Source organism: Faecalibacterium gallinarum (assembly GCF_022180365.1).
GTDB lineage: Bacteria > Bacillota > Clostridia > Oscillospirales > Ruminococcaceae > Faecalibacterium > Faecalibacterium gallinarum.
In genome coordinates this window covers 45,215-65,690 of the sequence record NZ_BQKV01000020.1, presented here as the reverse complement: position 1 = coordinate 65,690, position 20,476 = coordinate 45,215, and the positions used below count along the sequence as shown (strand labels likewise).

18 protein-coding genes and 1 riboswitch are annotated in these 20,476 nt (G+C 62.2%); of the genes, 6 read left to right on the top strand and 12 right to left on the bottom strand.

Annotated elements, in window-relative coordinates:
* Nucleotides 1-179: 179 nt before the first annotated feature.
* The 8 genes from JCM17207_RS02685 to JCM17207_RS02650 all read right to left on the bottom strand — a co-directional run bounded on the left by JCM17207_RS02685 (nucleotide 180) and on the right by JCM17207_RS02650 (nucleotide 8,860).
* The gene (locus JCM17207_RS02685) at nucleotides 180-599 is read right to left on the bottom strand and encodes a DUF3842 family protein (protein WP_238316132.1); all 420 of its coding nucleotides are present in this window, start codon (nucleotides 597-599) and stop codon (nucleotides 180-182) included.
* Complete coding sequence (locus tag JCM17207_RS02680) at nucleotides 599-1,987, bottom strand: Sapep family Mn(2+)-dependent dipeptidase (RefSeq protein WP_238316131.1); 1,389 nt, start codon at nucleotides 1,985-1,987, stop codon at nucleotides 599-601. The genes JCM17207_RS02685 and JCM17207_RS02680 overlap by 1 nt, the downstream gene beginning before the upstream one ends.
* A gap of 242 nt (nucleotides 1,988-2,229) precedes the next feature.
* On the bottom strand, nucleotides 2,230-3,936 hold the full coding sequence (locus tag JCM17207_RS02675) for a carbon starvation CstA family protein (protein WP_238316130.1): 1,707 nt from the start codon (nucleotides 3,934-3,936) through the stop codon (nucleotides 2,230-2,232).
* Between the two features lie 72 nt (nucleotides 3,937-4,008).
* Entirely contained in the window at nucleotides 4,009-4,557 is a 549-nt protein-coding gene (locus JCM17207_RS02670) for a DUF8052 family protein (RefSeq protein ID WP_238316129.1), read from the bottom strand.
* Nucleotides 4,558-4,747: 190 nt separating this feature from the next.
* Nucleotides 4,748-5,233, bottom strand: coding sequence for a COG2426 family protein (locus tag JCM17207_RS02665; protein WP_238316128.1), 486 nt, complete (start codon nucleotides 5,231-5,233; stop codon nucleotides 4,748-4,750).
* Between the two features lie 9 nt (nucleotides 5,234-5,242).
* Nucleotides 5,243-6,646, bottom strand: a complete 1,404-nt coding sequence (locus JCM17207_RS02660; RefSeq protein ID WP_238316127.1) for an MATE family efflux transporter — start codon at nucleotides 6,644-6,646, stop codon at nucleotides 5,243-5,245.
* 52 nt (nucleotides 6,647-6,698) lie between these two features.
* The gene (locus JCM17207_RS02655; protein ID WP_238316126.1) at nucleotides 6,699-7,451 is read right to left on the bottom strand and encodes an exodeoxyribonuclease III; all 753 of its coding nucleotides are present in this window, start codon (nucleotides 7,449-7,451) and stop codon (nucleotides 6,699-6,701) included.
* A gap of 41 nt (nucleotides 7,452-7,492) precedes the next feature.
* Nucleotides 7,493-8,860, bottom strand: coding sequence for an MATE family efflux transporter (locus tag JCM17207_RS02650; RefSeq protein WP_238316125.1), 1,368 nt, complete (start codon nucleotides 8,858-8,860; stop codon nucleotides 7,493-7,495).
* Nucleotides 8,861-9,023: 163 nt separating this feature from the next.
* Here JCM17207_RS02650 and JCM17207_RS02645 point away from each other — a divergent pair, with 163 nt between their 5' ends.
* Nucleotides 9,024-9,410, top strand: a complete 387-nt coding sequence (locus tag JCM17207_RS02645) for a hypothetical protein (RefSeq protein WP_238316124.1) — start codon at nucleotides 9,024-9,026, stop codon at nucleotides 9,408-9,410.
* Nucleotides 9,411-9,422: 12 nt separating this feature from the next.
* Here JCM17207_RS02645 and JCM17207_RS02640 read toward each other — a convergent pair whose 3' ends face one another.
* Both JCM17207_RS02640 and JCM17207_RS02635 read right to left on the bottom strand, forming a co-directional pair.
* The gene (locus tag JCM17207_RS02640) at nucleotides 9,423-10,700 is read right to left on the bottom strand and encodes a bifunctional folylpolyglutamate synthase/dihydrofolate synthase (protein ID WP_238316123.1); all 1,278 of its coding nucleotides are present in this window, start codon (nucleotides 10,698-10,700) and stop codon (nucleotides 9,423-9,425) included.
* A 3-nt stretch (nucleotides 10,701-10,703) separates the two neighbouring features.
* Nucleotides 10,704-11,258: a folate family ECF transporter S component gene (locus tag JCM17207_RS02635; protein WP_238316122.1), complete on the bottom strand. Its 555-nt coding sequence runs from the start codon at nucleotides 11,256-11,258 to the stop codon at nucleotides 10,704-10,706.
* Between the two features lie 152 nt (nucleotides 11,259-11,410).
* Nucleotides 11,411-11,510: riboswitch (THF riboswitch) on the bottom strand.
* A 248-nt stretch (nucleotides 11,511-11,758) separates the two neighbouring features.
* Between JCM17207_RS02635 and JCM17207_RS02630 the strand changes: the two genes are divergently transcribed.
* Nucleotides 11,759-13,450: a M3 family oligoendopeptidase gene (locus tag JCM17207_RS02630; protein ID WP_238316121.1), complete on the top strand. Its 1,692-nt coding sequence runs from the start codon at nucleotides 11,759-11,761 to the stop codon at nucleotides 13,448-13,450.
* 101 nt (nucleotides 13,451-13,551) lie between these two features.
* Nucleotides 13,552-13,971: a large conductance mechanosensitive channel protein MscL gene (gene mscL, locus JCM17207_RS02625; RefSeq protein WP_238316120.1), complete on the top strand. Its 420-nt coding sequence runs from the start codon at nucleotides 13,552-13,554 to the stop codon at nucleotides 13,969-13,971.
* Nucleotides 13,972-14,063: 92 nt separating this feature from the next.
* Here the strand turns inward: mscL and JCM17207_RS02620 are convergent, their stop codons facing one another.
* Both JCM17207_RS02620 and JCM17207_RS02615 read right to left on the bottom strand, forming a co-directional pair.
* Entirely contained in the window at nucleotides 14,064-15,605 is a 1,542-nt protein-coding gene (locus JCM17207_RS02620) for an alkaline phosphatase (protein WP_238316119.1), read from the bottom strand.
* Between the two features lie 240 nt (nucleotides 15,606-15,845).
* Complete coding sequence (locus JCM17207_RS02615) at nucleotides 15,846-16,727, bottom strand: YitT family protein (RefSeq protein ID WP_238316118.1); 882 nt, start codon at nucleotides 16,725-16,727, stop codon at nucleotides 15,846-15,848.
* Between the two features lie 222 nt (nucleotides 16,728-16,949).
* Between JCM17207_RS02615 and JCM17207_RS02610 the strand changes: the two genes are divergently transcribed.
* From JCM17207_RS02610 to JCM17207_RS02600, 3 genes are all read left to right on the top strand, one after another.
* Nucleotides 16,950-18,608: a glutamine--tRNA ligase/YqeY domain fusion protein gene (locus JCM17207_RS02610; protein ID WP_238316117.1), complete on the top strand. Its 1,659-nt coding sequence runs from the start codon at nucleotides 16,950-16,952 to the stop codon at nucleotides 18,606-18,608.
* 45 nt (nucleotides 18,609-18,653) lie between these two features.
* A complete protein-coding gene (locus tag JCM17207_RS02605; RefSeq protein WP_238316116.1) occupies nucleotides 18,654-19,331 on the top strand; it encodes an FMN-binding protein in 678 nt (225 codons plus the stop codon).
* A gap of 89 nt (nucleotides 19,332-19,420) precedes the next feature.
* On the top strand, nucleotides 19,421-20,461 hold the full coding sequence (locus JCM17207_RS02600; RefSeq protein ID WP_238316115.1) for a leucine-rich repeat protein: 1,041 nt from the start codon (nucleotides 19,421-19,423) through the stop codon (nucleotides 20,459-20,461).
* Nucleotides 20,462-20,476 lie beyond the last annotated feature (15 nt).

The following is a 20,476-nucleotide window of genomic DNA, read 5'->3' as shown; positions in this document are numbered from 1 at the left end:
ATTCCCTGGCTGCGAAGTTCCAGGATCTCTTTCTCGTGTTCCTGAATGTGGCTGTATTTTCTGGGCATAGCAAAGACCTCCTGTAGTAGTTTTATTCTACCACAGGAGGCCTTCTTTTTTCACTGTCTACTTTTACTGGAGCGGTTCACTGCGGAGGATCTGCTTTTTTCTGTCCAAATTTATTCCGAAGCGCAGAGGGCCCGCACCTGCTGGGCAGCGGCCGCCACCAGACGGCTGACCGGTTGATCCGGCACCCCGGCGACATAGGTGTCGCACTGGCTCACCGGCACCAGCACCCGCTGGGCGCTGCTCTGGCCCACCGCCGCCGCCATAGCCGGGGTGATCTCCCCCAGCAGGGCATCCGCCACCACGATCCCCAGAGGGCCCACGATGACATCCGCCCGACGGCTGTTGACAATCACGGCGTTTTCACCGGTGGCCCCCCGGGCGGCCCCGGCTTTCAGCATGGCCGAGGTGGCCAGGCTGTTGGTGCCCACAGCGATCAGCTCTGCTTCCGGGCAGGCCGCTGCCAAAGCCGCCACCAGCTGACGGCCCAGGCCGCCCCCCTGGCCATCGATTACCAGAATCCGCGCCGCCATCAGAAGTCGATCTCCTCCAGGCGGAGCAGGGCCAGGATATAAATCTTGAGGGCCTCCAGCAGCTTGTCAATGGGGGCCGCCTCGTTGGCGCCGTGCATGGGGCCGCCGAAGTCGGGCAGCACCATGTCCGCGTGCTCGGGACCAAAGCTCACGGCATAGGGGAAGTGGCGGGCGTAGGTGCCGCCGCCCATGGTGAAGGGCTTGGCGTTCTCGCCGGTCACCTCGTTGTAAGTGTCGATGCAGGCCCGGATGGCGGGGGTGTCTGCGCCGATATAGAAGGGCTCGGCCGAATCCACATCGGTCAGCTCAGCGCCAGTGCCGATGGCCTCACGGATGCCGGCGGCAATGACCTCCCCGTTGGTGGAAGTGGGGTAACGGCTGTCCATGGTCTGGACCATCCGGCCGTCCACCATCGAAATGGTGCCGCCGATGATGGTCAGGGGCCCAAAGGGCTCGTCCGCGCTGGCAATGCCCAGCCCCTCGCCCGCGGTGGAGCTGTGGAGCTTGTGCAGGGTCTCCAGGTAAGCCCGCTCTGCCTCGTTGCCCAGGCCGTTGGCCAGCAGGTAATCCGCCACCAGGCCGATGGCGTTGACGGTGCCCTCGGGCATGGCCGCATGGCCGGACTTGCCCCAGCCGCGGACACGGACGCCCTCGCCTTCCGGCTCCAGGGTGATGTTGGGGGCGTTGCTCAGCTTGGAGATGTCGGTCATCACCAGGGCGCTGGCCCGGTCGGGCACAGCGTTGACGGCCACGCCGCCCTCAAAGTCTCGGATCACGCCATTGCAGACGGGACTGACCAGCTTGCCATGGAAGTGGCCCTTCTCGCCGTTGCAGACCGGGAACTCGGCGTCCGGAGTGAAGCAGAACACCGGGGCCTTGTAGTGCTCCAGATAGTGCTCCACGTCCTTCATGCCGGTTTCTTCGTTGTCGCCCACCAGGGCGCGGATGGGGTAGCGCAGGGGGATGCCTGCCTCTTTGAGGAACTTCAGGGCATAAAGGGTAGCCACCATGGGGCCCTTGTCATCCGACACGCCCCGGCCCAGCATCCAGCCGTCCCGCACCCGCATGGTAAAGGGGTCGGCCTCCCAGCCGTTGCCAGCGGGCACCACGTCCACGTGGCAGATGGTAGCCAGGTATTTCTCCGGGTCTGCGCCGGGCAGCTCGGCGTAACCGATATAGTTCTCACAGTTGCGGGTGGCCAGGCCCATGCCGGCCGCCAGCTCCAGGGTTTTATCCAGCGCAGCCCGGGCGCCAGGGCCAAAGGGGGCGCCCTCGGCCGGAGCGGTCTCCACGCTGTTGATCGCCACCAGTGCGGCGATATCCTTTAAAATCTGTTCCTGATTGGCTGCAATAAACGCATCAATCTTCTGGTTGAGTGTATGATCCATTCTTCCTCATCCTTTCCGATTTTCTGCCAGCCGGCGCACCGGCCTGCAAACGGCATCGCAGACCATTCTAGCATATTTCCCCCGGCTTTTCCATAGACATTTTGACGACAAAAACCGCGTACCTTTGGCTAGACCGCCCCCTTTCCCCCGGGCGCAGCGGGTTTTGGACGCGCAAAAGCGCCCCCGCCGTTTGGGGCGGGGGCGCGGAACGGATCAGATTTTAGGGTGTTCCCTCAGCGAACTCAGGCCTTCTGGGCAGCCTTGCCGAACAGGAACTTGCAGCCATCCACCAGCAGCAGAACAGCCAGGATCAGCATCGGGACGATGAAGACGCACTGGATGGCGTAGGTGAACAGGTTGACGCCCGCTGCACCAGCCAGGATGCCGGTGATGTTGGTCTTAAAGGTCAGGATCATGGAGAACATGGAAGCAGCAGCCATGAAGAACATGGGGATGTAGAACATGTGATTGTTGCGGCCCACCTTCTTCATGTAGACGGCAGCGGCCATCAGGGCCGGAACGGCGACCATCTGGTTGGCAGCGCCGAACAGGGGCCAGATCTGGCTGTAACCAGCCACAACCAGCAGGAAAGCCAGAGCAATGTTGACGATGGTGGAGACATAGACGTTCTGCATCACCTTGGCCAGACCCTTGGCCTCAGAGCCGTCCTTAGGCTGGAACATCTCCTGGAGGGTGAAGCGGCCCAGACGGCAGCAGGTATCCAGAGAGGTCAGGCAGAAGGCCGAGACAGCCAGAGAGATAATGGTGAAGATGATGGAGCTGCCGCCAAACCAGTTGGAAACAGCGGTGGCCAGAACGATGGCCGGGGTAGCGCCCGCCGCAGTGTAGAAGGTGACGGGGGACTCTGCAAAGGCTGCGGCAAAGCTCTCACTGGTGAACAGGGAGCCCACAGCGATCAGAGAGACAACGGCCAGGATGCACTCCAGCAGCATGCCGCCGTAGCCAATCATCTTGGCGTCCTTCTCGTTGGACAGCTGCTTGGAGGTGGTGCCCGAGGCGATCAGGGCGTGGAAGCCGGAGCAGGCGCCGCAGGCCACGGTGATGAACAGGGCCGGGAACAGCAGGTTGCCGCCCACCGAGAAGCCGGTGAATGCAGGCAGGCCCATGGTGGGGTTGGCGATAAAGATGCCGATGATGGACATGGCAATCATGAAGTAGAGCAGGAAGCTGTTCAGGTAGTCGCGGGGCTGGAGCAGAATCCAGACCGGGGTAACCGAGGCGATGGCGCAGTAGATGAAGACCACTACACGCCAGAACCAGACGGTGGAACCCTCAAACACCAGCGGGAAGTAGATGCCCACGGCCACGCAGAGGGCCAGGACCGCCACGCCTGCGATGGTGGAGACCACCAGGGGGGCATGCTTGCGGTAAACCAGGAAACCGAAAGCAATGGCCAGCGGGATGAACAGCATGGAGGCCATAGCCACCGAGCCGTTGGCGGTGGAAGCGTCGCCGGGCATGCAGTTGAAGGTCTTGGCGACGATATCGCCGAAGGCCGCATCCACCAGCAGCATGACCAGCCAGACGAAGACCGAGAACATCATCTTGCACTTGTGGTTCAGGGTTGCTTCCAGAACTTCGCCGATGGATTTGCCCTTGTTGCGCAGCGAGATGAACAAGGCCGAGTAGTCCTGCACGGCGCCGATGAAGATGCCGCCCAGCAGAATCCACAGGGTGACGGGCAGCCAGCCGAAGTAGGCAGCCTGAATCGGGCCATTGATGGGGCCGGCGCCCGCAATGGACGCAAAGTGGTGACCCAGCAGAACCGGGGCCTTGGCCGGGCAGTAGTCCACGCCGTCCTCGTATTCAAAGGCCGGGGTCTTGCGCTTCGGGTCGACACCCCACTGCTTGCTCAGCCAGCCGCCGTAAACAACGTAGCCGAGCACGCAGGTGGCGATGCCAATGAGCAGCAAAAGAATACCATTCATTGTTTTTTCCTCCCTCGTGTCATAACAACACAAATACCATTTATAAACAACGGGCTGATCCTCCCGCGTCTATCATTTTTCCGCCTCTGCGGCTTTTTTCAGGGCCAGCTTATAGAGCTTTTTCAGGCTTCGGCCCGCCCGGTTGGTGGTCAGGGTCTGGTGTTCCAGATCCACCAGAACCATCCGCACCTCGCTGTACCCCCGCAGATAGAACTGATAATACCGGGTCTGGCGGCACCGTTCCACTGCCTGTTTGGCGGCTTCATCGGGGGCCTGCTGGCTCAGCAGCACCACCGTCAGCCAGGTGTACTGGTGGTCTTTCGGGGGCAGCTTCTCCCCGCCCCGGACGAACAGGGCCTCCATCTCCTCGGCCGCCACCCGGAACCGCTGTTCCACATCGGCCGCCGTAGGGGCCGCCGCAAAGGTGTCGAACAGGGTATACTCGTGGCTGTCGGCGTTCCAGAGGGTGGTGCCCACCAGCCGGACGTACTGGTCCTCGTGGGCGTGGAGGGCGGCCAGGGCCCCGTAGGTCTGCCCACCCAGGGTGTAGGGGGATGTGATATCAAAGGAGCTGCGGTAATAGCTCAATACCCGCTGCAAAAAATCCTGTACCTGTATCAAAGCTCGCTGTCTCCTTTGCCGCCGGGCTCTATCCTCCCCGCCTCTGCCGGGCGGGGTTGAATTTTTCTGTTTCCCAGCATGAAAACAATTTTATACTCTTTGCCTTTTGCCGTCAACGTACAAAATGAACAAAAAGGCCACCTTTCGGCAGCCTTTTTGTTAACAATATATTCACATATTTCCCACTGGATCAGCCCACAGCGAAAAATCCGCTCAGCGCACCCAGCAGCCCGGCGCTGGCCAGGCCGATGATAACGCCTGCCAGCAGCACACCGCCCATGCAGGCGATGAGGACATCTTTGAACTTCATATCCAGGATAGACCCCGCCAGGGTGCCCGTCCAGGCGCCGGTGCCCGGCAGGGGGATCCCCACAAAGAGCAGCAGCGCAATGGTCAGCCCCCGCCCGGCCTTGGCCTCCAGGGCACGGCCGGCCTTTTCGCCTTTCACGATAAAGAACTTACAGATCTTGCCGATGAGAGGTTTGTCACAGCCCCAGATCAGGAATTTGCGGGCAAAGAGATAGATCACCGGCACCGGCAGCATGTTGCCCACCACGCACACCAGGTAGGTGGGCAGCACCTCCAGCCCAAGGCCCAGCCCTACCGGGATGGCGCCCCGCAGCTCGATGACGGGAACCATAGAGATGAAAAATACGAGAAGATAATATTGCAGCATGGGTACTCCTTATCCGTTTGTCTTGGGAGAGGGATTGAGCTTCTTCCACTCCACCGCGAAGAAGAGGATGGTGCAGGTGGTAGCAGAGACAAAGTCACTGACCGGCTCGGCCACATAGAGGCCCAGCAGCTGGCTGCCGCCCAGAGCGCCAAAGACGCCCGGCAGGATCAGGGCCAGAGGCATCAGCAGGATAACCTTGCGCAGCAGGGCCACAAACATGCTGATCTTGGCCTCGCCCAGGCCCAGGAAGGTCTGCTGGCAGGCGAACTGGGAACCCATGAACGCAAAGCCCAGCATGTAAATCCGCAGCGGAGCCACACCCAGTTCCACGATCTCGGGGTCGCTGGAGAACATACCCAAAAAGACCCGGGGGAACAGTTCCACGCCCAGCACGGTGCCCACAGCCACCGCCAGCGAGACCCCCAGCATCACCAGGAAGGTCTTGCGCAGACGCTCAAACTTGGCCGCGCCGAAGTTGTAGCCGATGATGGGCTGGACACCCTGGCAGAAGCCCTGGGTGGGCAGAGAGGCAATCTGTGCCACCGAGAACAGGATGCTCATGATGGCCACGGCGTTGTCTCCGCCGTATTTGGCGGCGCCCACGTTGAAGACCAGCTGCACCAGACATTCGGTGGCTGCCATGATGAAGGGCGAGACGCCCAGGGAAACGATCAGGCCCAGGATCTTGAGATCCGGGATAAAGTTTGCCTTGCGCAGCCGGAGCACGCTCTGTTTGCCGGTGAAGAAGACCAGCACCCATACAGCGCTGACGGCCTGGCTCAGGACGGTGGCCAGAGCCGCGCCCCGCACACCCATATTAAACCCAAAAATGAAGAGGGGGTCAAGGGCAATGTTGCAGATGGCGCCGATGCAGGTGGTGGCCATGCTGGTCTTGGCAAAGCCCTGGCTGGTGATGAAGGGGTTCATGCCCAGAGTAAACTGGACAAAGATGGTGCCCACCAGATAGATGGACAGGTAGGACATGGCATAGGGCAGAGTCTTCTCACTGGCGCCGAAGGTCAGCAGGATATTCTCGCCGAAAACCATAAATACCACGCTCAGAACCACCGACAGGCCAACCAGCAGGGAGAAGCAGTTGCCCATGATTTTCTCGGCGGTCTTGTAATCGCCGCGGCCCATGGCCACCGAGGCCCGGGGCGCGCCGCCCATACCCACCAGGTTGGAAAAAGCGGTGATCAGCACGATGATGGGGTAAGTGACACCCAGGCCCGCCAGAGCCAGGCTGCCGGTGCCGGGGATGTGGCCGACGTAGATCCGGTCCACGATGTTATACAGCAGATTCACCAGCTGAGCCAGAGCCGTGGGCAGCGCCAGGCTGAAGATCAGCGGCAGGAGCGGCGCGGTGCCCAGGCGCTGGTCCGCCGTGCCATAGGATTTTTCGTTCTGTGCCATTTTGTTCTCGTCCTCCTTTGTGTTTCAACGGTCCAAAAAGCCGCCCCGCGGCTCAGAGATCGATTTGCAGCTCCACCGGGCAATGGTCCGAGCCGAAGATCTCGTTGTGGATCTCGGCCGCCTGGATCTTATCGGCGATCCGCTCCGACACCAGGAAGTAGTCGATCCGCCAGCCGGCGTTCTTTTCCCGGGCCTTGAAGCGGTAGCTCCACCAACTGTATTTGACTTCCTCCGGGTGGAGCCGCCGGAAGCTGTCGGCGAAGCCCGCCGCCTGCAGCTGGGTCATCTTGGCCCGCTCCTCGTCGGTAAAGCCGGCGTTGCGGCGGTTGGTCTTGGGGTTCTTGATGTCGATTTCCTGGTGGGCGACGTTCAGATCGCCGCAGAGGATCACCGGCTTTTGGGCGTCCAGCCGCAGGAGATAATCGCGGAAAGCGTCCTCCCACTCCATCCGGTAGTCCAGGCGCTTCAGCCCGTCCTGGCTGTTGGGGGTGTAGCAGTTGACCAGGTAAAACCCGGGGTACTCCAGGGTAATCACCCGGCCCTCGTGGTCGTGGGCCTCGATGCCGATGCCGGTGGTGACCGTCAGCGGCGCAGTGCGGCAGTAACAGGCCGTACCGGAGTAGCCTTTTTTCTCGGCGGAGTTGGTGTACTCGGTGTAGCCCTCGGGGTGGAAATCCGCCTGGCCGGGCTGCATCTTGGTTTCCTGGAGGCAGAAGATGTCGGCGTCCAGGGCCGCAAAGCTCGCGGCGAAATCATGGGTCAGACAGGCCCGCAGGCCGTTGACGTTCCAGCTGATCAGTTTCATCCAAAGGTTCTCCTTTTATCTTTATCAGGGCCAATCCCCGGTTATGCATGGTATTTTGTCTTCCAGACGCCGCTCTTGAACCGCCAGACAAAGCAGATCGAACGGCAGATCCAGTCCACCACCATGGCGATCCAGACGCCGATGGCGCCGTAGCCCATCCGCACCCCCAGCAGGTAGCTGAAGCCCAGCCGCCAGATGGCCATGCTCAGGACCGACACTACCATGGTGAACCGGACATCGTTGGCCGCCCGCAGGGCGTTGGGCAGCACAAAGGAGATGGGCCAGAGCAGAAGCCCGCATCCGCAGTGGATCTGAACCAGCAGGATGGCCAGCTCCATGGTCTCTCCCGACAGCTCGTAGATCCCCACCAGGGGCCCCACAAAAAGGAGGATGACCCCATTGAAGAGGCCCATGGCCAGGTAGCTCCACCAGAGCAGTTTGCGGGCGTAGAGGGCGGCCTGCTCGTTGTCGCAGGCGCCCACACAGCGGCCCACCACCGTAATCATGGCCAGGCCGATGGCCTGGCCGGGGATGCAGCCCATGCCGTCTAGGTTGTTGGCCACGGCGTTGGCCGCGATCTGCACCGTGCCGAAGAGGGAGATCATGCTGACCACCAGAATCCGCCCGGCCTGAAACAGGCTGTTCTCAAAGGCCGAGGGGATGCCGATGCCCAGAATCCGCCGGGCCAGGCCCCCGTCCACCCGGAAGGTAAACTCGGCCCGGACGGCGTTGTCCTTTTTGGCGCAGGCTTTCAGAATCAGCACCGCCGCCACCGCGCGGGACACCACACTGGGCCAGGCCACGCCCTCCACATACATCTTGAGCCCAAAAATGCAGACCGCGTTGCCCACAATGTTGATGGCGTTCATCAGGACGCTGATCCGCATGGAAATCTTGGAGTTGCCCATACTGCGGAAGATGGCCGCCCCCGCATTGTACAGCGCCAGGAACGGGTAGCTGATGGCGGTGATTTGCAGATAGGTCACACCCGCCGCGAGGACATCCTCCTCAATGGCGCCGTAAAAGAGCCGCAGCATGGGCCGGGCCGCCGCCAGGCAGAACGCCCCAAGCCCCAGGCCCAGCAGTACGCTGAGCAGGATCAGCTGGCCGGCGCTGGAATTGGCCTTCTTTCCACTGCGGGCTCCCAGGTACTGGCTGACCACCACCGCGCCGCCGGTGGCCAGCGCCGCCAACAGGTTAATAACCAGGTTGTTGATCATATCCACCAGGCTGACGCCCGAAATGGCCGCCTCGCCGCAGCGGGAAACCATCATGGTATCCGCCATGCCCACCGTCATGGCCAGCAGCTGCTCCACCAGCAGCGGCCAGATCAGCCGCAGGAGCTCCTGCTGGCTGAACAGCGGCCGCCCGCTGCGGGCCAAAACGCCCGTGCTTGTCTGTTCGTTCATTCTCTCTTCCTCTTTTCCGTCCCTGTCGTCCAGACCCCAGGCAGGAATTCAATACATTTCATTGTAGCATGAGGCCAACCCGTTGTAAAGGAATCTTATCCGGTGAACCCAGACAATTTTACGCAAATTTGGCCCCCGCCTGAGAGATTTTCGGCCGGGATTTGTGCTTTCCTACAAAAATGCGTTTTTGAACGGTTTCAGGCGGATTTTTCGCAAAAAAAGGCTTGCATTCCGTCCCGAAACGTGGTATGTTGTATCCAACAAAACGCGTTGGATACAACATACGTTTTTTGCCCCGGCGTCCCCTCCCCTTGCCATCTGGCCGCACCCGCTTTACCCCTGCGGGGTGCTGGCCGCCCGCGGCCGCACAGCTGCTTTTCGCCGCGGCGGGGGCGCCGCCTTTTTCTTTGTCATCTCCTTCATTTACCTTCTTATCATTTACCCTGCCTGCCCGTCCAGGGCAAGCAAAGCGGCGGCCCAACCTGCACAGGGCCGCCGCTTTGCTTTTTATGGCTCCGATGCACCCTTTGCACCGGGGCCATTTTTGTAATATTTTCTCGAATTATTCCGAGCGGTTGACTTCCTTGAAAGCCTGGCGCACCTCGCCGGAGAAATAGAGGGTACCCAGGGCGCAGACCGGCCCCTCCCCTGCCAGGGCAATGACCCGGCGGACCCCCTCCGGGATACTCCCGGCCGCCTCCGCCCGGCCATTCCGCCGGGCAATCCTTCCAGCCAGTTCTTCCGCCGGCAGGGCCCGGGGAGTGTGGGCCGTCACAGTGACGAACTGGTCTGCCAGGGGCAGCAGCAGATCGAGCATCTCGTCCACGTCCTTGTCCGCCATGATGCTGAGCAGGAAGACAAACTTCTGCCCGGGCAGCCGGGCTTTCAAGCTCTCCACCGTGGCCCGCATCCCGTGGGCGTTGTGGCTGCCGTCCAAGAGAAAGACGGGGTTTTCCCGCAGCACCTCGAACCGGCCGGGCCAGCGCACATTCGCCAGCCCCTGGCGGATGGCCTCATCCGGGATCCGCCAGCCCCTGCCCCGGAGTACCCGCAGGGCAGTGATGGCCACCGCTGCGTTCCGGGGCTGGTAGCTGCCCACCAGGGGCAGGGTCAAGTTCTCCAGTCCGTCGAAGTCGAAATGAAGGGCTTCCAGGCTGCCCTCGCCCACCCGGAGGCGGTCAAAATCCACCACCGTCAGGGGGGCCCCCTGAGCCTCGGTCGCGGCGGCAATCACCGTATCCGCCTCTGGGGCGCCGCCGTAGCTGACCACCGGGCTGCCGGGTTTGATGATCCCCGCCTTGGCCCGGGCGATGTCGGCCAGGGTGGGGCCCAGCTCCTTGACGTGATCCATCCCCAGGGCGGTGATCACCGCACATTCGGGCGGGTCAATCACATTGGTGGAGTCCAGCTCACCCCCGAGACCCACTTCCAGCACCACAATGTCGCAATGCTTCTGGGCAAAATAGAGCATCCCCAGGGCGGTGATCACCTCGAACTCGGTGGGGACCTCCGCCATGGCATCGGCCGCGGGGCGAATCCGCTCCACCAGCTGTTCCAGTTCCTCGTCTCCGATGGGCTGGCCGTCCACCTGAATCCGCTCGTTGAAGCGGTTGATGAAGGGGGAGGTAAACAGCCCGGTGTGGTACCCCGCCGCCCGCAGACAGCTGTCCAGCATGGCGGCGGTGCTGCCCTTGCCGTTGGTGCCCGCCACATGGACAAACCGGAGTTCTTTGTGGGGGTTGCCCAAAGCGGCCAGCAGGGTGCGGGTCCGGCTCAGGCCGGGCCGGTGGCCCTGCCAGCGGACGGCGTGGATGTATTCCAGCGCGGATTCATAGCTCATGGTTTAGGATGCCTTCCTTCCTGTAAAGCCGCCCCGGATCGCGTCGGTCAGGGCGTGGTTGGCCAGCAGCGCCCGCATCAGCACAAACTCCGCCGCGCTGAGGGCCAGCGCGTTGGGGATTCGGGCCGCCAGGACGCTCCAGTCGTAGTGGTAAAAGAGCCGCAGGGCCAAAGAATTAATGATGATGGAGCCGATCACATGGCCCAGCAGGATGCCGAGGCCCAGCCGGAGACTCTCGCTGCGGGCGGGCAGGTACTGCCACACCAGCCCGGCGAAAAAGCCGATGCAGGCGGCCCCCAGGGTAATCAGGGGGTTGATGGCGTACCCAGCCAGGATGCCGCCGATGATATCCGCCACGGCCCCCACCGCAAAACCGGCCCCCGGCCCAAACAGGACCGCCGCCAGCACCACCGGCAGGCTGCCCAGGTTGAACCGGAGAAAATCGGTGCTGATGCTCAGGGCCCGGCTGAATACGATGCTCATGGCAATCAGCACCGCGCAGGTGGTCACCCGGCGGAGCTCCCACCGGGACGAACGGGTGAAATTCTGGTTCTTCATACAAATGCCCTCCTTTTTACAAATCAGGCGTGGGAGGAGGGACAAAGAAATGCCCTCCTCATGCGGAACCGCATAAAGGAGGGCAGCGAACTCAACAAGTTTCACTTCCAGGCCGGGCCGGAACATGGCCCCGCCTGCACCCAAGTCCATGCAGCAGCGGGATGCAGGCCATGCACCGCGGGCAAACCGCCCTTCGTCCGCAGCACAACTCCCCGTTGATGCGGCACTTAACGCGCATAGCCTTACTCTGTTGATGGGTTGCCTGCACCCGAACCACCCTCTGCATAAGGGCCCGGACCGGGTGCAATCATCACCTTAAAGATAGTATACTCCCTTTTGTGCCGGCTTTCAATCGTGCAAAGCAATATTTTCGCCAAAAGAGGGTGCTATTTTTTAGGCAGTCCGACATTTTCCTCCACCGACGGCCCGGCTCTTTTCTTTTGGCCGCCGGCGTGGTAAGATGGAGCCGGAATTAAAAAGAAAGGAAGGACCTTCGTCTTATGAAATTCAGCGAAATGACCTACACCCGCCCCGACATTGACGCCATTCTGGCCCAGTGCCGGCAGTTTGCTCAGCGGGCCGCCCAGGCCGCCAGCGGCGAGGAGCTGGTGCAGCTCTACTACGACCAGAGCGCCGCCCTGGCCGACTACACCACCGCCGCCAATCTGGCCAACATCCACTACACCTGCGACACCCGGGACCCCTACTGGGAGGGAGAACAGAACTTCTTTGACTCGAACGGCCCCGCCGTCACCAACGCCACCGTGGAGATCTACCGCGCCATTCTGGCCAATCCTCACCTGGACGCCCTGACCGAGGCCCTGGGCAGTACCTGCGTGCCCGGCATGAAAAACGCCGTGCTGGCCATGGACGACCGGGTGCTGGCTCTCCAGCAGGAGGCCAACGCCCTCTCCAGCGCCTACCAGAAACTCTACGGCGGCGCACTGGTGGAGCTGGACGGTAAGCAGCTGACCATCCCCCAGCTGGGCCCCTACCGCCAGAGCCTGGATCCGGCGGTCCGCCGGGCCGCCTACGAGGCCGAGGCGGGCTACTTTGACGCCCACCGGGCCGAGTTCGACGACCTGTACAGCCGGACGGTGAAAAACCTCAACGAGCAGGCCCGGATCCTGGGGTACAAGGATTACAGCGAGCTGTCCTATGTGCGGATGAACCGGATCGGCTACGGCCCCGAGGAGATCCGCGCCTTCCGGGATCAGGTGGCCCGGGACGTGGTGCCCCTGCTGAACACCATCATCCAGCGCCGGGCCAAGCGGGTGGGCATCGACCACCTGACCTTCACCGATCTGGGGGTGGCCTTCCCCGACGGCAACCCCAACCCCATCCAGGGCTACGGCGAGCGGATGGCTGCCGCCCGGACCATGTACCACGAGCTCAGCCCCGAGACCGCCGAGTTCATCGACTTTATGCAGGACAATGAGCTCTTCGACGTGCTCAGCCGCCCCGGCAAGGCCAGCGGCGGGTATATGACCAGCCTGCCCAGCTACAAGGCCCCCTTTATCTTTGCCAACTGGAACGGCACCTCGGCGGACGTGGACGTGCTGACCCACGAAGCGGGCCACGCCTTTGAGGGCTATCTGGCCGCCCGGGACGAAAAGATCCCCGCCGACCTGGAGTGCCCCGGCATGGAGAGCGCCGAGATCCACTCCATGGCCATGGAGTTCCTCACCGCCCCCTGGCATCATCTGCTCTTCGGCAAGGACACCGACAAGTATTCCCTCCTCCACGCCGAGGACAGCTTCATCTTCCTGGCCTATGGGTGCGAGGTGGATGAGTTCCAGCATATCATGTACCAGAAGCCCGACCTGACCCCCGACGAGCGGAACGCCGTCTGGCTGGAGCTGGAGCACAAGTATCGCCCCTGGATCGACTTCGACGGTCTGCCCTTCTACGGCCGGGGCGCGGGCTGGCAGCGGCAGCTGCACATCTATGAGTGCCCCTTCTATTATATCGACTACTGCCTGTCCACCATGGCGGCCCTCCAGTTCTTCCTTCTGACCCTCAAGGACCCGAAAGACGCCTGGGCGCGGTATCTGCGGCTGGTCAAGCGGGGCGGCCTCGCCAGCTACACCGAGCTGTGCCAGACCGCCGGGCTGCGCACCCCCTTTGAGGCGGGCAGCGTCAAGGCCATCGCCCAGCCGGTGGCCGACTGGATCGAGGCTCACCAGATCTGAGGATGGTTCTGGTTTTCTCTTGCCAAACCGCCCGCCCTCTGGTATGATGGGGTGCTGTAAAAACCCCTGCCCGGCGGCAGGAGACAAGGGGACATAGTATCATGAAGAAATTTTTCCAGGAATTCAAGACCTTTGCCATGCGGGGCAACGTGCTGGATATGGCCATCGGCGTGGTGGTCGGCGCGGCCTTCAAGGCCATTGTGGACTCGCTGGTCAACGACATCATCTCCCCGGTGATCGGTCTGTTTTTCGCCACCGACTTCAGCGCGGTGGTGCTGACGGTGCGGGGGGTGGACATCGGGATCGGGTCTTTTCTCAACGCGGTCATCAACTTTGTGATCGTGGCCTTCTCCCTGTTTGTGGTGGTCAAGGCCACCAACGCCGCCTCGGCCCTTTATAAAAAGAAGCCCGAGCCCCCCAAGGCCCCCACCACCAAGATCTGCCCCTACTGCCAGACCGAGATCCCTATCAAAGCCACCCGCTGCCCCCACTGTACCTCGGAGCTGGAAACAGAATCCTAAACAAAAACCCCCGCCTGTCTGCGGTCGCTCGCAGTTCAGACGGGGGTTTTCTCCTTTAGAGAGGGTTTGTCGATGGGTTATGATGTACGGAGTTACTTGACGTTGGTCAGCTCAGCCAGCTTGTGGAAGATCTCGGTGTTGTCGAAGGCGCCCTGGAACTCCTCCGCGCCGACGCCCATGGCGTAGATGTTGACCGGTGCGCCGGTGTGGGCATAGGTGGTGTGATCCAGGCCGGACTTGTGGTTCAGCACATGGCACAGCGCCATGGAGAAGGGCTGATAGGTGCCGTAGAGCTCGTAATCCTGCTGGCTCATATCGCCCTGGCCGGCAGCGCCCACATTCAGGGTGCGCTCGTAGGCGGTGCGGATCTGGTCCAGCTCGTAGTCGGTCAGGACCAGGGTGCTGTTGGCAGCGGCATCGGGATCGGAAGCGGTCATCAGGCCGAAGCAGTTCTTGACGTCGGCCAGCACGCTCTCGAAGGGGGTCTTCTCGGCGCGGTAGCGGGTCACATAGTCGGTGTCGAACTTGGCGTAAGACACGGTCTGCTTGGTCAGGTTGGTCAGGAAGGTGTCGTAGTTGGTGGTCTTGTAGCCGATGCCCAGACCGCCGGTCTCGTGGTCGGCGGTGACCAGGATCAGGGTGTCGTTGGGGTGCTGGTTGTAGAACTCCACCGCAGCCTGAACTGCGTTGCTCATCTCCAGCGTGTCGTGGATGCTGGCGGCGGCGTCGTTGGCATGGCAGGCCCAGTCGATCTTGCCGCTCTCGGCCATGAGGAAGAATCCCTTGTTGTTGTTCAGCAGCTCGATGCCCTTCTTGACGTAGTCGGTCAGCTTCCACTCCCCTGCGGCAGCGTCCATGGCGTAGTTCATGGAGTTGCCGTCGGCCAGCTTCTCGGCGATGATCAGGGTCTTGCCCGCGCCGGCCTGCAGGGCAGCAGCACCGGCCTGGGTGGTGACCACGTTGTAGCCAGCCTGAGCCGCCACCTCGTGGTTATTGGGCACACTGCCGTTGCCGTTCACCTTCTGGAACTCGCCGCCGGCGAAGTACTCGAAGCCGCTGTTTGCCAGCTCGACGCCGATCTCGTAGTAGTTCTTGCGGCTGGCCTGGTGTGCGTAGAAGGCAGCGGGGGTAGCGTGGTCGATGTTGACGGTGGAAACCACACCCACCTTATAGCCCTTCTGGCTGTGGAGCTTCTCGGCGATGGTCTCAAAGGGCACATCCCGGGTCCAGGGCTTCATATTGATGACACCGCTCTCGGTCTTCTCGCCGGAAGCAATGGAGGTAGCAGTGGAAGCAGAGTCGGGGCAGAAGGAAGTGCTGTCATAGGTGGTGACGCTGCCCACCACGGGGAACTTCATGAAGCTCAGCTCAGCGGGAATTACAGCGCCGTTGTTCTGGGTGGTACCCTGGTAGAAGGAGGCGGACTGGATCTGAGGCAGGCCCATGCCGTCGCCGATGAAGAGGAAGATGTACTTGGGCTTTTTGCTCCAGAACAGGCAGTTCTCCTCTGCCACCTGCTCAGGCTCGGCGGCACTGGCAACGGCGGTGGGGATGCTGGCCATCAGGCCGGCAACAGAAGCGGCGGCGCCCGCCTTCAAAAAGCCGCGGCGGCTGATTTTATTGCTGTCTTTCATAACAGGATTTCCTTTCTCATACAAGGCCCGCGCAGGAGCCCGTTCATTCTTTTCCTTGGGAACAGCCTTATTATATCTTCCCGCCGCCGGGGGCGAAACCATGCCTCCGCAAAGCTTTGGTAAAACTCCGGTGTCACACTGCCGCCCAATGTAAAGCAACCTTGCGTTTTGTAAAATTTAGACAAGAAAAAGGACCGGCACGCCTCGCAGCGCACCAGTCCTTTGTTTATTATGCTGTTTTTACACCGAGCGGAACCCTTTTCCGATGATCTCGCTGGAGTTGACGATGGTGATAAACGCTTTCTGGTCGTTGGCCCGGAGGAAGTCCCGCAGCCGGGCCGCCTCCCGCCGGGTGAGCACCGTCATCAGAACCGACAGCTCCCGGTGGGTGTAGGCGCCGTAGGCCTGCTCCACGGTGGCCGAGCGGTTCAGTTCCTTTAAAATAAACTGCTGCACCTTGTCGGGCTGGGCGGTGACCACCGTGCACACCTTGCGCAGGTTGATGCTCTCAATGACGCCGTCCACGATAAACGCCTTGCCGATCAGGCCCAGGACACAGTACATCCCGGTGGCAATGCCGAACTTGACCCCGGCGCCCGCCACAATCAAAATATCGCTGACCATGAGCGCCTTGCCGATCTCCAGGGAGGTATGCTTTGCCAGAATCAGGGCCACAATATCGGTACCGCCGGTAGAAGCGCCGATGTCGAACACGATGGCGCTACCCACCGCAGGCAAAAGCACGGCGAAAACCAGCTCCAGCAGCGTATCCGAGGTCAAGGGCGCCGTCAGGGGCCAGATCACCTCGCACACCGACACAAAGAAGGACAAGGCAAAGGAGGAATAGACCGTCCACCCCATGCAGCCGATGCCCAGGAAGATATACCCCAGCACCACCAGCAGCACGTTGATCACCCACATGAAGCCGCCCACATTGAACTGGGGGAACAGCGACGCCAGCAGGATCGACAGGCCCGAGGTGCCGCCAAAGGCGAAGTGGTTGGGGGTTTTAAAGAGCACGATGCCGATGGCCGTCAGGATCAGCCCGGCATTCAGTTTGACAAAGAACTTCAAATTCGCGGCCAGATTTTCTCTGGAAAGCGCTTGTTTTAAACCATTCATCCCTACACATCCTTAGTTTCCGAAAGAGTTTTCCATGGATACCACAAAAAAATATACTCCACCTTGGGTGGGGTGTCAAGACGCAGGCCAAAACCTGGCACTCCGGGGCGGAAGTTTGTTTTTTGCCTTGAAGCGAGGCCAAAAATGTTGTATTATATAGTATTGTATTAGAATACCATACGTGTTCCGGGGCCTGCGGCCCCAGACAGGGGGAAGGATATCATGGCAGACAAAAACTTTTTGACCGACATCATCGACGCGGATCTGGCCGAGGGCAAGGTCCGCGAGATCCATACCCGTTTCCCGCCCGAGCCCAACGGCTATCTGCACATCGGCAGCGCCAAGGCGATCTACATCAACTGGTCCATCGCCAATGCCTATGGCGGCAAGTTCAACCTGCGGCTGGACGACACCAACCCCACCCGCGAGGATGTGGAGTACGTCAACAGCATCTTGGAGGACCTGCACTGGCTGGGCGCCGACCCCAACGGCGGCGTGTTCTACGGCAGCGACTACTTCGATCAGTGCTACGAGTATGCCGAGAAGCTGATCCGGGAAGGCAAGGCCTATGTGGACGATTTGACCCGGGAGGAAATGCGGGAGTACCGGGGCGCCGACGCGGGCAAGCCCTCCCGCCCGTCGCCCTGGCGGGACCGCACCCCCGAGGAGAACCTGGACCTGTTCCGCCGGATGCGGGCGGGCGAGTTCAAGGAGGGGGAGAAAACCCTGCGGGCCAAGATCGACCTGGCCAGCCCCAACATGAACCTGCGTGACCCGGCCATCTATCGGATCAAATACGCCGAGCATCACCGCCAGGGCAACAAGTGGTGCATCTACCCCATGTACGACTTCGCCCACCCCATCCAGGACGCCATTGAGGGGATCACCCATAGTATGTGCAGCCTGGAGTTCGAGAACCATCGCCCCCTGTACGACTGGGTGATCTCCAACCTGTTCGGCACCGAGTTCCCCAAGCAGCGGGAGTTCGCCCGGCTGAACATGACCAACACCGTCATGAGCAAGCGCTATCTGCGGGAGCTGGTAGAGATGGGGATTGTGGACGGCTGGGATGACCCCCGGATGCCCACCCTCTGCGGCCTGCGCCGCCGGGGCTACACCGCCAGCTCCATCTTCACCTTTGTGCGGGAAGCCGGCATCTCCAAGGCCGACAACCTGATCGACATGCGCCAGCTGGAGGCCTGCATCCGCAGCGAGCTGGACCTGACCGCCCAGCGGCGGATCGCCGTCCTCAAGCCGGTCAAGCTGATCGTCGACAACTACCCCGCCGACAAGACCGAGACCTTTGAGATCGCCAACAACCCCAACCGGGAAGCCAACGACAGCTCCACCCGGCCCGTGACCTTCAGCCGGGAGCTGTGGATCGAGGCCGACGACTTCGCCGAGGTTCCGCCCCCGAAGTTCAAGCGGCTGACCCTGGGGGGCGAGGTCCGGCTGATGGGCGCCTATATCGTCCGCTGCACCGGCGTGGACAAGAACCCCGACGGCAGCATCGCCGCCATCCACTGCACCGCGGACCTGGAGACCGGCTGCGGCAACCCCGCCGACGGCCGCAAGGTCAAGGGCACCATCCACTGGGTGAGCACCAGCCACTGTGTGGAAGCCGAGGTCCGGCTGTACGACAAGCTCTTCACCGAGGCCAACATGAACGCCATCCCCGACGGCAGCGACTACAAGGACTACCTGAACCCCGAGAGCGTGGTGGTCTGCACCGGCTGCAAGCTGGAACAGAGCCTGGAAGGCGCTCAGCCCGGTGAGAAGTTCCAGTTCGTCCGGAACGGCTTCTTCACCCCGGACAGCCGCCACCCCGGCGTCTACAACCGCGTTGTCACTCTGCGGGACAGCTTCAAGCCCGCAAAATAATAAATGTAAAAATCAACCCTGAAATTTGAAAGGAGCATTCTTCCAATGTCCAAGCGTGTTATCCGCAACGCCCTGTTCATGGCCGTTGCCACTGTCATCATGGCGATCCTGCTGCTGCTCTACATCCGCAACACCAGCCCCCTGTCCATGGGCGAGGCTGCCGGCGGCTACGCCGACGGCACCTACACCGCCACCGAGCAGGGCTACCTGAGCGAGGTGAGCGTCACCGTCACCATCTCCGGCGGCAAGGTCTCCGATGTGGCCATCGACGCTTCTGGCGAGACCCCCGCCCTGGGCGGCGCTGCTGCTGAGCAGCTGGCCGAGAGCCTGAAGGCTGCCGGTTCCACCAACGGCGTGGACGCTGTCTCGGGCAGCACCTTCACCAGCGAGGCCGTCCTGGCCGCCATGGATGCCTGCCTGGCTCAGGCAGGCGGCGGCGCTGCTGCCGGCGGCCTCACCGACGGCACCTACACTGCCAGCGAGCAGGGCTGCCTGAGCGAGGTCACCGTCACCGTTACCGTCTCCGGCGGCGCTGTCTCTGACGTCACCATCGACGCTTCCGGCGAGACCCCGGCTCTGGGCGGCGCTGCTGCCGAGCAGCTGGCCGAAACCCTCAAGGCTTCCGGCTCCACCGCCGGCGTGGACGCCATCTCGGGCAGCACCATGACCAGCGATGCCGTTCTGGCCGCCATGGACGCCTGCCTGGCACAGGCCGCAGGCTAATCTGCAATCATCCTGTATCTGTCATTTTGGACCGGGGTCCGCGGGTCGCGGCCCCGGTCTTTTTGTTGGGAACCGGGAGGTTTTTTCCTATGACCACACCCTCTGCCGGCCTTGTGCTGGATTATCTGCCCCTGCCGGGGGGCGCCGCGCGGCTCGTCCGGGTGTACGGCGACGCTCCCTGTCTGGCCCTGCCCGCCGCCCTGCCCGGGCCGGATGGCAGCGCGCTGCCCATCACCGAGCTGGGGAGCTACGCCTTTTCGGAGGCACTGCGCACCCCGCCGGGGGAGGGGCTGCTCCGCTGCGGGGTAGACGAAACAGGCTCGGTTCACCCCCTGCCCCTTGACCCAGGGGCGGAACTCCACCCCATCGCCGGACGGTTTTTGGAAGAAATCGCTCTGCCCGACTCTCTGCGGGTGATCGGCAGCTGTGCCTTCTACAACTGCCGGGCCCTCCGGCGGCTCTCGGCGGGGGCCGGACCCCTGACCCTGGGCAGCGATGTCTTTCTGAACTGCTTTGCCCTGGAAGAACTCCGCCTGCGGGCCGAGCCCGAACAGTCTACTGGGCTCTTCGCCCTGGTCAATAATATGACCGGGAACCTGCGGGCCCTCTTCTGGCCGGAAGGGGCCACCCAGCCCCGGGCCGCCCTCTGGTACCCTGAATACTGGGAGGACATCGAGGAGAGCCCCGCCCATATCCTGCTCCATAGCTTCTCGGGCCAGGGCTACCACTACCGCCAGTGTTTTCTGAACGGAAAACTGCTGACGGCGGAGTACGACGCCATCTTCCCCCAGGGGCACGATGCCGACGACCCCACCATCATGGCCCTGCTCTGCCTGGACCGGCTGCGGTACCCCTACCAGCTGAGCGAAACCGCCGCCGGGGCTTACCGGGCTTTCCTGGCCGAGCAGACCGGCCGGGTGCTGGCCCGGCTGCTGAAGTCTGAGGACCTGGAAGGCATCCAGGCCCTGGCCAGCCTGGGGGTCATGGATGCCGCCGCCTTTGCCGAGGGGGCCGCCCTGGCTGCCCGGGCCGACAACGCCGCCGCCGCGGCTCTGCTGGCCGATGCCGAACACCGGCTGCGGGCGGCACAGCCGAGCCCCCGGCACAAGCGGTACGACTTTGATTTTTAATCCCGGAGGTGATCC